This is a genomic window from Beduini massiliensis (assembly GCF_000829905.1).
GTDB classification, from domain to species: Bacteria; Bacillota_I; Bacilli_A; order Erysipelotrichales; family Coprobacillaceae; genus Beduini; species Beduini massiliensis.
The window spans coordinates 237,589-250,640 of record NZ_CDPP01000005.1 but is presented as its reverse complement, the minus strand read 5'-3'; the positions used below and the strand labels follow the sequence as shown (position 1 = coordinate 250,640).

The following is a 13,052-nucleotide window of genomic DNA, read 5'->3' as shown; positions in this document are numbered from 1 at the left end:
CCATTATTTTTTTACGACAAAGATAACACGGTCATCCTGCTCGTCATATTCTTTAAAATCACTGTAATAGTGAATATTGTTAAATCCTGCCTTTTTTAAAAGATCCACATATGTTTCAACAGGATAGGTTTGCTGTTCATGACGTTCATCTACACGATCATGGTTTTCCTGATCAACAATTTGAACATGGTGACGGATTTTCCCTTCAGCAATCTTGCGCACTGTCCATTTAAAGTAAAAATCATCATCTTCTGCTTCTTCTACGTAATCTTCAAATGTTACATTGATTTTATGCAGACTGTGAACATCAAAGATAAACGTTCCGTCTTCTTTTAAAGCATTAAAAACATTCTGGAATACTTTTAAAACTTTATTAGGTGTTAATATATAATTTAACGAATCACACATACATAAAATCAGGTCAACCGGTTCATTGATGATAAAATCACACATATCGATTTTCCCTAACATTAAATCGACATTGGCTTCTGTGGCATTCATTTTTGCGACTTCCAACATTTGTTTGGAAAGATCCGTCGCATAAACGGTTTTATTCAATTTAGAAAGTTCGATTGCCATGATGCCTGTCCCACATCCTAATTCCAAAACAGTTTCAAAAATAGCGTTGTTCATAATAAAATGAAGATATCCAGAATAGAAATCTTCATCCATTAAGCTATCATAATAATAGGCAAATTTCTGATAACTCATTACAGGTATTTCTCCACACCAATACGTGGCATATCGCCCCATAATTTCTCTAAGTTATAAGCGCCTCTTTCATTTTCTTCAAAGATATGAACAACAATATCTCCGTAATCCATTAAAATCCACTTACTGTCACGCAAACCTTCAATACGTTTCACTGTGCATCCCGCTTTTTCCATTTCTTCTTCGACGTTGTCACGTAACGCCTGCATTAAACGTTCATTTGATCCGGTACATAAAATAAATGTATCAAAGATCGGACTTGCATCACGCATATCGATAGCAACAATGTTTTTGGCTTGTTTATCACTTAGCGCTCTTACTATAATTTCAATTTTATCCATGAGTACCCTCCTCTACATATTTCTTGTATATTTCAAAAAATACTTTATCTATTTTTCTGTTTTTTTTCTTTGAAAACTCATAAAAATCTTTCAAAGCATATCGGAACCCCTCTACTATATCTTGATTACACATCGCTCTTTCTTTAGATGCATCAAAATCACGAGTAGGTTCATATTTATCCGCACAATACACACACATGTCCAGTAAACTCATTTCCACAGAACCTGTGGTATGATTTGTGATGGCTTGCAAGATTTCTGTATCATCGACCAGATACTTTTCTTTTGCTAAAAAGGCGGACAGCCACTGATGCCAAACCGGAACACTTGCATCTAAATGTTCTGGATAATGACGCATCATCAAGTCTTTCATTTCCTCCATCGGCATCTCTTTAGCGATATCATGCAATAATCCGGCAATGTATGCCTTATTGCTATCCACATTATTGTTTAACGCAAACTCGCGCGCGGTATCCGCTACACTGAGTGAATGCATATAACGCTTTTTTGACATCAACGGACGAATCATCGTTTTTGTATAAATAGAATGCATCATCATATAATGAAGAACTTTGGGATCTAAAGCAGATACATCTCCGTTTTTGATCGCCGTAGAGGAAATATCGGTTGCTTCCACCTCTAGTTCGATCATCTTAAATTTTTCAATATTGGGATGCTTATGATATCCCAATCTCTCAACCACCACCAAAGTGGCCAGTGTGTTGATTTTATCCGCCTGAAACCATTTTTCAAACTGTTCTGCCTGATCATAACCAATAATGAAATAAAACTCATGATCATACATGTGATTAAGTTTTGTTAAAGTATCATAAGTATATGATTTTACATGGATATCTGCATGCAGTTCGATATCACATATTTTCATATAAGGATAATCCTTTGTTGCTAAACGAATCATTTCAATACGTTCTTTATTGCTTGCTGTGATTTCTTTAGTAAAAGGATTATTCAATACCGGAATAAACCATACTTCCTCTAGTCCCAACTGCAAATAGGCTGCTTTAGCATTACGAATATGTCCGTTATGAATAGGATCAAACGTCCCCCCCAGCAAGCCGATTTTAGCCATTAGATCTTAATGTTCCCATCTTTATTATATAAATATAAAACAATGGTTCTTCCAATAATTTGTGCAACTTCTGCCTTTGTATACTCACTAATTTTCAAAGCCACCACACGAATATCTTCATCGCATGATTCGAGCAGCTTCACCTTAATCAATTCATGTTTAATCAACGCCTGTTCGATCCCTTCAAGCATATTGAGGCTCACGCCTTCTTTTCCAACCTGATAAATAGGGTTTAAATGATGTGCTAGTTTTCTTAATTCTCTTTTTTGTTTTCCTGTTAACATATAAATTCCTTTCTATATTAAAGCTTCTCTTATAAAAACACCGATTCCTTTTGGTGCACGAATTACAACTTGAGTATGAGGTTCGATTCGAATCCATCCCAATCCCGATATAACAACATCTGACTTTTTATCCAACGAAGTCAGTGTGTAAGCGGCCATCTGTTGAATTGTTTTAATATCTTCAATTTCCGGTGTTAACGTCATATGACGATTATAGAGCTGATCCGCATTTTCTAATTTTGTACGATGAATCTTTAATGTTTTTGGCATATAGCAGATGAACGACTGATTGTCTCCGGTCACATAATCCATTCTTGCTAAAGCACCAAAATATAATGTCTGCTGGCTGTTTAGCTGATAACTGACAGGACGTAGTTCGCTTTTTGGCAAAATCACTTTCAACAATTCCGGTTTTACCAAATGCGCCATCTGATGCTTATTCACAATGCCTGGCGTATCATATAAAGATGAAGTTTCATCGAACGGAATTTCAATTAAATCCAAAGTCGTTCCCGGAAATTCACTTGTGGTGATCAGCAATTCATTCGTGTTTTCTGTATAATGCTTTAACAGTGAATTAATAAAGGTCGATTTCCCAACATTTGTCACTCCTACTACATAAACATCCCGCTGCTGACGATATTCATCAATGCACTCTAAAATTTCATCTAATTGATAGTTTTTGATGGCACTCGTTAAAAAAACTTCTTTCGGCTTAATATTATATTCTTTTAACTGCCTTTGAACCCAATGTTTAATTTTTGTATCTTTCACAGATTTAGGCAGAATATCACGCTTATTCCCAATCACAATTACATCATTCATGCCGATATGACGAATAAAGCCATCGATCATACTTCCGTTAAAGTCAAACAAATCAATGATATAGACAACGAGACAGTCTTTTTCCCCTATTGTCTGTAAGATATTTAAAAAATCATCATTCGTTAAAGTAGTGGACTGAAGTTCATGGTAATTTTTCATGCGAAAACAGCGTTTGCATAAAACATGATCCTGAGATAAAGCATTTTTGGGAACAAATCCGATTTGATGTTCGTTCTCAGTTTGAATGATCGCTCCGCAGCCGTAACATCGTATTTCTTTTTCCATAGAACTCTCCTTTCGCTCTTGGTTTTACACTTTATTGTACACTATTTTGTCAGTAAAATAAAGAAATTCATGATTATTTATTCTTTTTGACAGATTTTTGAATATCTTTTATAGAGGTGTTCGAAATATGTTGTATTATATTATGCTTTTGTTGCAAAACCCGCTTTTTCTAGGTTATATTAAAACGAATATTTTCTTAAACCCATTAAGCAAAGATGAAGAAGAAAAATACATTGAGCAATGGATTTTAGGAGATCGTAACGCTCGTGATAAACTTATTGAGCATAACTTACGTCTTGTAGCCCATATTGCTAAAAAATATGAGAGTTCAAATGTATTGCAAGAGGACCTGATCAGTATCGGAACTATCGGTTTGATTAAGGCCGTCGATTCTTATTCTAACCATCATCAAACAAAGCTGGCAACCTATGCTTCCCGCTGCATTGAAAATGAAATTCTGATGTTTTTACGTTACAACAAAAAGACTCGCTTGGACGTTTCTATGAATGAAGCAATCGGTAAGGATAAAGATGATGGTGAAATTGCTTTGATTGATGTTATTCCGATGGTGCAGCCGGAAATTATCGACACGATTCACTTGAACGATCAAATCAAGCAGCTGCTTGGTTATTTAGATATCTTAAGTGAGCGTGAACGTGAAATCATTGAACTGCGTTACGGATTAAATTTAAAAAAAGCACTCACTCAAAAAGAAATTGCCAAACATTATAAAATATCCCGTTCTTATGTATCACGCATTGAAAAAAGGGCTTTAACGAAATTATTAAAATGTTTCATTGAAGACGAAGAAGAAAAGAAAAAAAGGAATCCCTGAGATTCCTTTTATTCATCTTCACTTAAAACATCATCAATCGTCAGCTTTTTAAACTTCTTTGGCTTGTCTTCATCATAGAAATGTACTTCCGGTAATTCGATTGATTCTTTTTTCTCTTTAACGGGCATTTCCGCGGCAGCATCAAACAAATTCGGTTCATCTAGACGAATAACCTTCTTTTCTGTTTTAGGTTTTATTTCTGTTTCACCCTTTTTAGCAATAATAACATCATCTAACAGTCCCATCAGAATGTTGTCAACACCCTCAACCATTGAGGCAAAACGAGTATCAATCGTAGTTGTATTAAAATGTTTTGCTTCAAATGAATGATGCACAAAGGCATTATCAATAATATGCAATGATTGCTGATCATTTACAGTAAACGCCGAAACAATTCGCTGTTCATTTGATTTTACTTTTTTCACGATCAATACACCTCGGCTGGTTCGATTTGACGCCGGGATATCCAACAAACGAATCTTTTTAATATATCCTTTTTCACTCAAAAGAATCAAGCAATCTTTTGACGTTGGAAGGAAGGCACTGATACCCACCACACGGTCCCCAGCGACATTAATTCCTTTAATCCCCGCTGCTTTTATACCTAAGACACTGATTAGTTCTTCACTATACAAAGCTGCATACCCCTTTTCAGAAACAAGAATCAGTCCTTCTTCTCCGGTAGATAATGCTACATCCACCAATTCGTCTTCCCCTTTCAGGTTCATACACTTGATTGGTTTAGAATAACGGGTCACTTCAAATTCTCTTAAAGCGGTGCGTTTTACTTGTCCATTGGCGCTAGCTAAACAAATGTAACAAGGAAGATCAAATGATTTCACTAATACACTCTTAATGATTTTTTCATCATTGTTGACTTTGATCATATAGCTGATATGTTTTCCGACATCTTTCCACTTAAATTCTTCTAATTCATGAATGGGAACGTACAGATAATTTCCTTTATTGGTAAACAGCAGTAATTTATCAACTGTATTAGCCGCAAACACATTCACCAATACATCCTCATCCTTTTTACCAAAGACAGTCTTTTCGCTCGCTTTATATGAACGTGGCGAAATGCGTTTTACATAACCGTCTCGGGTCACCGTAATATAGATATCTTCAGGAATAATCAGATCTTCTTTATTGATTGTAATATCTTTTATTTGATCTAAAATAACGGTCAGACGCGGTACTTTATATTTTGATTTTGTCTCTTTTAACTCGCTGATGATCACACGTCTCAATTCTTTTGGGTCATCAAGAATTTTATTAAGCTCAATAATCAGCGCTTCAATTTCATCGTGTTCTTTTTGCAAGGCAACAATATCGGTATTGGTTAAACGATATAATTGCAACATTACAATAGCTTCTGCTTGTTTTTCCGTAAATTCATATTTTTCTATTAAGTTATGCTTCGCATCCCCTTTATCTTTAGAAGCACGAATGGTTTTCACCACGTCATCTAAGATTGAAATAGCTTTAATCAACCCATCGATAATATGCTGACGAGTCTGTGCTTTATTCAAATCAAAAATGCTGCGGCGTGTCACAACGTCGATTTGATGTTCAATGTAAGAATCTAATATTTCCATTAATCCCATCAAGGTTGGACGTTTATTCTTGATTGCTACCACATTGTAGTTATAATTTTTCTGCAAATCCGTATTTTTATAAAGATAGTTCAACACATTTTGCACATTGGCATCTTTTTTCACTTCAACAACGACACGCAGTCCGGTACGATCGGATTCGTCACGTACTTCTAAAATGCCATCAATATTTTTATTTAAACGAATTTCATCGATTTTACGTACCAGATCCGCTTTATTGACTTCATAAGGAATTTCATCTACAACAATGACATTCATATTCTTTTCTTCTTGAATTTCCACTTTAGAACGAACCACGACTTTTCCGCGCCCGGTTTTAAAGGCGTTTACGATCCCTTCTTTTCCTTCAACGATTGCTCCGGTTGGAAAATCCGGACCTTTAATCCATTGCATCAAATCTTCCAAACTACAGCTTGGATGTTTGATGCGATAAATAGTGGCATCAATTACTTCCTCAAAATTGTGCGGAGGAATATCCGTAGCATATCCGGCAGAAATTCCTGTAGCACCATTCACCAATATATTAGGATACTTTGCCGGTAATACAGTAGGTTCATATTCCGTATCATCAAAGTTTAGTGCCATCGTGACCGTTTCTTTATCCAGTCCTGCCAACAACTCCAATGCAATCGGTGATAAACGAGCTTCCGTATAACGCATCGCTGCTGCCGGGTCATTGTCAATAGATCCGTTATTTCCCTGCATATCGACTAGAGGTACACGCATTTTCCAATCTTGGGATAATCGCACCATCGCATCATAAACCGAAGTGTCTCCATGAGGATGGTAATTCCCGATAACATTCCCTACTGTTTTTGCTGATTTACGATAGGGTTTTAAATGGGTATTTCCTTCTTTGAACATCGCATATAAAATACGACGCTGAACAGGTTTTAACCCATCACGAACATCCGGCAAAGCACGATCCTGGATAATATATTTTGAGTAACGTCCAAATCGTTCCCCCATGATTTCTTCAAGGGGCATTAATATTTTTTTATCTGACATGATCACATCTCCACTTCTAGTCTAGGATAAATGAATCTTCCAATGAGAATTGAACATTCTCTTCGATCCATTCACGTCTTGGCTCTACTTTATCCCCCATCAGCACCGATACACGGCGATCGGCAATCGCAGCATCCTCGATAGTCACTTGAATCAATGTGCGTGTTTCCGGATTCATGGTTGTTTCCCATAGCTGATCCGCATTCATTTCCCCAAGCCCTTTATAGCGCTGAACATTGTAGCCACGTCCGACTTTTTTCTTTGCTTCTTCTAATTCTTCTTCATTCCATGCATATTCAACAACATTCTTTTTGCCTTCTTTTCTTGCTACTTTATAAAGCGGAGGCAAAGCTATAAAGACTTTTCCCGCCTGTATCAAGCCACGCATATAGCGATAAAAGAAAGTCAACAGCAACACTTGGATATGTGCCCCATCGGTATCGGCATCGGTCATAATGACCACTTTTCCGTAATTGGAATCATCAGCATCGAAGTCCTGTCCAACCCCTGCACCTACAGTATTAATGATCGTTGAAATTTCTTCATTCTTTAAAATATCCTGCATACTTGCTTTTTCAGTGTTGATGACCTTACCTCGCAATGGCAGGATTGCCTGATATTTTCGGTCACGCCCTTGTTTTGCAGAACCACCGGCTGAATCCCCTTCGACTAAGTAAAGTTCTTTTTTCTTCTTATCTTTTGACTGAGCAGGGGCTAATTTACCGCTTAATATTCTTTCTTGCTTATTGCCTTTGCCTTTACGGGCATCTTCTCTGGCTTTACGTGCCGCTTCACGTACTTGCGAAGCTTTAATCATCTTTTTAACCAGTAAATCCGCTACCTCTTTATTTTCTTCTAAAAAGAAACTTAACTTTTCTCCCACTAAAGAATCCACAGCATTTCGAGCTTCCGGAGTTCCCAGCTTTTCTTTTGTCTGCCCTTCAAACTGAAGCAGTTGTTCGGGAATCTTAACAGAAATAACCGCAGTTAACCCTTCACGAACATCATTTCCTTCAAGATTTTTATCTTTTTCTTTCAATAAGCTGTATTTTCGTGCGTATTCATTGAACACACGTGTTAAGGCAGTACGAAATCCGGTTTCATGGGTTCCGCCGTCACTGGTTCTTACCAGATTGACAAAACTAATTGTATTTTCTTGATAACTATCCGTAAACTGCAATGAACATTCGGTTTCAATCTCGTTAACGACACCTTCTATATTGATGATTGAATGAAGTACATTTTTTTGATCATTCATATAATCAACAAATTCTTCTAACCCTTTATCATATTTGAAAGTATCGGATTTTCCGGTACGTTCATCATAAAGTTCCATTTGAATGCCTTTTAATAAAAAAGCACTTTCTCTCATTCTTTCTGAAATCGTGGTATAGTTGAATTCAACGGTTGAAAAGATCGTATCATCCGGCATAAATTGAATAGTGGATCCGGTTTGCGTGCTTTTTCCAATGACTTTTAAATCGGAAATAACAGTCCCGCCATTTTCAAAACGTTGAAAATATTTTTTGCCATCGCGACAAATGGTGATCTCCAGCCATTTTGATAAGGCATTGACAACACTGGCCCCAACGCCATGCAGTCCGCCGGATGTTTTATATCCGCCATCGCCTGAGAATTTCCCTCCGGCATGGAGAATCGTTAAAATAACTTCGGTTGTATTTCTGCCGCTGGCATGTTTCCCGACAGGGTATCCACGACCATGGTCTTCCACTTTAATACTGTTATCTTTACCGATGGTGACAATGACTTTATCACCATAACCAGATAAAGCTTCATCAATGGCATTATCGACGATTTCCCAAACGAGATGATGCAATCCTCGTCCGTCCGTTGATCCGATATACATCCCCGGTCTTTTTCGAACTGCTTCCAGCCCTTCTAAGATTTGAATGCTCGAATCATCATATGTATTAGTTACCTTTTTACTCATCAGTAATGACTTCCTTTCTTTAGAAACATTATGTTAATTATACCTTAACCCTTTTATTTTTCAAATATATTCGGTATAATATTTGCGGGAGTGATAAAATGAATATTCAAACGATCATCACAATGATTTTATCTTATTTGTATGGTTCTATTCCCTTTGCATTAGTCATTGGAATTGTTTTTTATCATACAGACATACGAAAATTTGGTTCAGGAAATCCGGGTGGATCGAATGCCGGACGTGTCCTTGGAGCAAAAGCCGGATTGATTTGCATTATCCTTGATATTTCCAAATGTTTCGTTGTTGTAGAATTGACTAAATTGTTAACCGGTACCTTTGATTTACCGCCTTATGCCATTTATTTATCTGCATTGGCTTGTGTTATCGGACATTGTTATTCTGTCTTCATGAAATTCAAAGGCGGGAAAGCTGTATCTGTTTTCTTTGGATACATATTGGCCACAAACTTTATCGTTTTTGCCATCGTGGGACTTTTCTTCTTAGCAGTGCTCAAAATCACGAAATATGTTTCTCTAGCTTCAATCAGCTGTGCCTTGGTTATGATGGCGATTACACCATTCTTCCATTATGGTCCGGTGGGACTATGTGTGAATGCTGTTATTGTTCTATTACTGATCTATAAACATCGTGCTAATATCACAAGGTTAAGAAATAAGACTGAAAATAAAATCACTTGGATGTAGAGGCTGAGCCTCTATTTTTTTGTATATGAAATCGTTTTTGTGTCATCTAAATGTGTATCGATGGTCTCTTTTAAAAGATGATAGCTATGCTCTTCTAATGAAACGATGGTGAGTGCACCGCCGCGAATAATAGAACGATTCAATGTCGTCAATTCTTTAATCGGTACCTCTTTTATAATGCTCATCAAAATCACATACAACATCCCATGAATCGCGATAAAAATATGATGCTCTTCTTTTAATGAAGACAGTTCATCTAAAAATGAATGCAGTCGTGCATAAACTTCCGCATAGCTTTCTCCATGAGGAATTCGATCAAATGTTTCCGGATGATTCCAAAGGGCATCGTAATCTTCTTCATCGAGCAGTTCGCTTACATAACGTCCTTCATAATCTCCAAAACTCATTTCTTTTAAACGCTCATCTTTTATGATTGACCGATTTGGGAAGACAAGACAAGCGGTTTGATAGGCACGCATCAATGGACTCGAATAGATCATATCGATCGGATAATGTTTCATTAGCTTCGATAACGCTTGCGCATCTTTAATCCCTTGCGTTGTTAAAGGGGAGTCGCCATGTCCTTGCAGGCGCCCTTCTTCATTCCATTGTGTCATGCCATGACGGGTTATATATAAATAAATCATTCTTACAACAAAAAAATAAGAGGAACCTCTTATTTATATTGCGAATTCATTGATTTCATGATTCTTTTGATCTGTGCTTCTGTTGGTTTTCTTCCCATTTCCATAAACATTGCACGGATCATCTTTTCATTGATAGGAGGGTTCTTTTGAAGCTGCTTCTTGAAATAATATCTTGCCCCAAAGAAACCTACAATCAGCCCAACAACAACACAAAGAATTTGGATAAATAGATCACTCATTTGTTGACACCTCCATAAATTACTTATCTAGTATAACATAATTTGAATCACATTGCAAAATGATATTCTTCATTATATGGAACTTTGTCGAACAGCGCAAATAAATGCCATGATCATAGACTTTCATCAAAGAAGAAGCGCCTGTAATACGATTTCTTATGTAGTGCGTGCCCAAATAATATGTATAGTCGTTTCTGTCCTTAAAGAACTCGTTTAGGATATGATCGATTTCCTGATGATCCAAGAATACTAACTGATGCTGTCCTCTTGAAAAGAGATCACGATTCCTTCTTGCCATTTTATGAATCGCTTTGGGATATTTATAGGCATAAACAAGAAATTCATTATTTAGTTTATAAATATAATACTCTTCCATCTTTCATCACCCAAACTTATTTTAGAGGATTCAAAACGAAAAAAAAGACGAATTATCGCCTTTTTTATTATTTTATTAGTTTATAGATGTTTTCTTTTACTTTATCTACGGTGAAACCATAGTTTGCAATGACATCTTTTGCCGGTGCTGAAGCGCCAAATGTATCAATCCCCATGCTGATACCATCAAGCCCAACATATTTTCCCCAACCAAAAGTTGCTCCCATTTCAACAGATAAGCGTTTTCTCATTGAACTAGGTAAAATACTTTCTTTATATTCTGCTGATTGTCGATCAAACAAATCCATTGAAGGCATAGAAATAACACGCACGTCAATTCCCTCTGCCAGCAATTCTTTTTTAGCTTCCATTGCCAGATTGACTTCTGAACCTGTTGCGATAATAATCGCATCCATCTGATTTTCTTCTTTTCCAACAATATAGGCACCATGACGCAATCCTTCATAACCCGTATTTCCCATTGTTGTTAGGTTTTGTCTTGTTAAAAGGAGTGCTGTTGGACGATCTTTAGTTTCTAATGCCTGACGCCATGCCCCAGCCATTTCATTGGCATCACAAGGACGAATGACCTGCATATTCACCATTGCACGCAGCATTGCCATTTGTTCGATTGGCTGATGTGTTGGTCCGTCTTCGCCAACAGCAATACTGTCATGAGATAAAGCTAAGATAATGGGTAATCCCATTAAAGTTGACATTCTTAATCCGGCTTTTAAATAATCACTAAATACCATGAATGCACCAGATGCAACCCTTAATCCGGTATGCAGTGTCATCCCGTTCATAATCGTTACCATGGCAAACTCACGGATACCATAATATACGTTTCGTCCGTCATAATTTCCAGGTAAGAATGGTTTTTCATAGCTGATATTCGATTTTGTCGATCCTGATAAATCCGCTGCTCCCGCCATGAATGAATGGTATTCTTTCGCAAAAGCATCGATCACTTGAGAAGAAGTATTACGTGTTGCATCACTGTGCCCTACTTCATATGTTGGTAAAATACTGTCATAATCCAATTCATAGTCATCATTGACTGCCATCATAAACTCGTTATAAAGTTCCGGATATTCGCTTTGGTATTCTTTCAGCATTTTATCCCATTTTTTGTTTTTATTAAGTCCGCGTTTAGCTACGTTTTTATGAAAATCTGCATACACTTCTTCAGGTACAAAGAAATCTTCATGGTCAAAACCATAAGATAATTTTGTATTGCGTCCATCTTCAGCTCCTAAAGGATTTCCATGAACTTTGCTCGTTCCTTGATTTTTAGAACCATATCCGATCACGGTATGATTAATGATCAATGTCGGTTTATATATATTGTTTTTCGCTTTTTTAATAGCTTTAGAAAGACTGCTAAGATCATTTCCATCTTTTACTTCCAACACTTCAAATCCACAAGACTCAAAACGTTTCTTCACATTTTCAGAGAATGATAAATCCAACGGACCATCCAAAGTCACTTTGTTGGCATCATAAATAATGACTAATTTTCCCAATGAATAATGTCCGGCTAATGAACAGGCTTCATAAGTTACGCCCTCTTCCATATCTCCATCTCCACATAACACATAAGTGTAATGATCGCAGATGTCATATCCAGGTTTATTAAACTTTGTTGACAAAGCTTTTTCTGCCATTGCCATTCCGACTGCCATTGGGATTCCCTGTCCTAACGGACCTGAACTGGCATCAATTCCCGGTGTCATTTTATATTCAGGATGTCCCGGTGTTTTTGATTCCCATTGTCTGAATGCTTTTAAATCATCCATAGTCAGATCAAATCCAGATAAATGCAGTAAACTATACAATAATGCACAAGCATGTCCAGACGCTAAAACAAAACGATCACGGTTAAACCATTCCGGATTCTTTGGATTGGTAGTGAACGTTTTAGTAAATAACGTATATAAAGCGGGTGCCGACCCAATGACCATTCCAGGATGTCCCGAATTGGCTTTATTGATCATGTCGATACCAAGAGAACGAATCGTTGCGACCGATAAATCAGATATTTCCATTAAGCTAATCCTCCGTTAATAAAATTGCTATATCAACATTATTATACACAATTCGAGTCAAAAGTATATTATTTTTTTATCATCAGATAAAAA

The 13,052-nt window shown here is 36.8% G+C and carries 13 protein-coding genes; 2 read left to right on the top strand and 11 right to left on the bottom strand.

All coding sequences use genetic code 11. The features are described 5' to 3' along the window. Positions 1 to 3 precede the first annotated feature (3 nt). From BN1225_RS07920 to yqeH, 5 genes are read right to left on the bottom strand one after another with little or no spacing between them, the layout of a single operon-like run. On the bottom strand, positions 4 to 711 hold the full coding sequence (locus BN1225_RS07920) for a class I SAM-dependent DNA methyltransferase (protein ID WP_041139271.1): 708 nt from the start codon (positions 709 to 711) through the stop codon (positions 4 to 6). Continuing rightward, positions 711 to 1,052 carry a ribosome silencing factor gene (rsfS, locus tag BN1225_RS07915; RefSeq protein WP_041139270.1) on the bottom strand — a complete coding sequence of 114 codons (342 nt, stop codon included), beginning with the start codon at positions 1,050 to 1,052 and terminating at the stop codon, positions 711 to 713. Before rsfS ends, BN1225_RS07920 begins: the two co-directional genes overlap by 1 nt. Next, positions 1,045 to 2,142, bottom strand: a complete 1,098-nt coding sequence (locus BN1225_RS07910) for a nicotinate-nucleotide adenylyltransferase (RefSeq protein WP_041139269.1) — start codon at positions 2,140 to 2,142, stop codon at positions 1,045 to 1,047. Before BN1225_RS07910 ends, rsfS begins: the two co-directional genes overlap by 8 nt. After that, positions 2,142 to 2,426: a ribosome assembly RNA-binding protein YhbY gene (yhbY, locus tag BN1225_RS07905; RefSeq protein ID WP_041139268.1), complete on the bottom strand. Its 285-nt coding sequence runs from the start codon at positions 2,424 to 2,426 to the stop codon at positions 2,142 to 2,144. The genes BN1225_RS07910 and yhbY overlap by 1 nt, the downstream gene beginning before the upstream one ends. A 12-nt stretch (positions 2,427 to 2,438) precedes the next feature. Next, the gene (gene yqeH, locus BN1225_RS07900) at positions 2,439 to 3,536 is read right to left on the bottom strand and encodes a ribosome biogenesis GTPase YqeH (protein WP_041139267.1); all 1,098 of its coding nucleotides are present in this window, start codon (positions 3,534 to 3,536) and stop codon (positions 2,439 to 2,441) included. Positions 3,537 to 3,663: 127 nt separating this feature from the next. On the opposite strand from yqeH, the gene sigK reads away from it, so the two are divergent. Next, positions 3,664 to 4,371 (top strand): RNA polymerase sporulation sigma factor SigK, encoded by a 708-nt coding sequence (gene sigK / locus BN1225_RS07895; protein WP_041139266.1) that lies wholly within the window; start codon positions 3,664 to 3,666, stop codon positions 4,369 to 4,371. Between the two features lie 8 nt (positions 4,372 to 4,379). On the opposite strand, the gene parC is transcribed toward sigK, so the two are convergent. Together parC and parE are read right to left on the bottom strand one after the other, a co-directional pair. Further along, positions 4,380 to 6,995, bottom strand: a complete 2,616-nt coding sequence (gene parC / locus BN1225_RS07890) for a DNA topoisomerase IV subunit A (protein WP_041139265.1) — start codon at positions 6,993 to 6,995, stop codon at positions 4,380 to 4,382. A 16-nt stretch (positions 6,996 to 7,011) separates the two neighbouring features. Beyond that, positions 7,012 to 8,946 (bottom strand): DNA topoisomerase IV subunit B, encoded by a 1,935-nt coding sequence (gene parE, locus BN1225_RS07885; protein WP_041139264.1) that lies wholly within the window; start codon positions 8,944 to 8,946, stop codon positions 7,012 to 7,014. Between the two features lie 98 nt (positions 8,947 to 9,044). Here parE and plsY point away from each other — a divergent pair, with 98 nt between their 5' ends. Then, positions 9,045 to 9,650, top strand: a complete 606-nt coding sequence (gene plsY / locus BN1225_RS07880; protein ID WP_041139263.1) for a glycerol-3-phosphate 1-O-acyltransferase PlsY — start codon at positions 9,045 to 9,047, stop codon at positions 9,648 to 9,650. 11 nt (positions 9,651 to 9,661) lie between these two features. Here the strand turns inward: plsY and BN1225_RS07875 are convergent, their stop codons facing one another. The 4 genes from BN1225_RS07875 to tkt all read right to left on the bottom strand — a co-directional run bounded on the left by BN1225_RS07875 (position 9,662) and on the right by tkt (position 12,959). Further along, positions 9,662 to 10,297, bottom strand: coding sequence for a histidine phosphatase family protein (locus BN1225_RS07875; protein WP_052466482.1), 636 nt, complete (start codon positions 10,295 to 10,297; stop codon positions 9,662 to 9,664). Positions 10,298 to 10,326: 29 nt separating this feature from the next. Continuing rightward, complete coding sequence (locus BN1225_RS07870; protein WP_041139262.1) at positions 10,327 to 10,536, bottom strand: YneF family protein; 210 nt, start codon at positions 10,534 to 10,536, stop codon at positions 10,327 to 10,329. Between the two features lie 19 nt (positions 10,537 to 10,555). Beyond that, positions 10,556 to 10,912: a hypothetical protein gene (locus tag BN1225_RS07865; protein WP_041139261.1), complete on the bottom strand. Its 357-nt coding sequence runs from the start codon at positions 10,910 to 10,912 to the stop codon at positions 10,556 to 10,558. A gap of 67 nt (positions 10,913 to 10,979) precedes the next feature. After that, positions 10,980 to 12,959 carry a transketolase gene (gene tkt, locus BN1225_RS07860; protein ID WP_041139260.1) on the bottom strand — a complete coding sequence of 660 codons (1,980 nt, stop codon included), beginning with the start codon at positions 12,957 to 12,959 and terminating at the stop codon, positions 10,980 to 10,982. Positions 12,960 to 13,052: the final 93 nt, after the last annotated feature.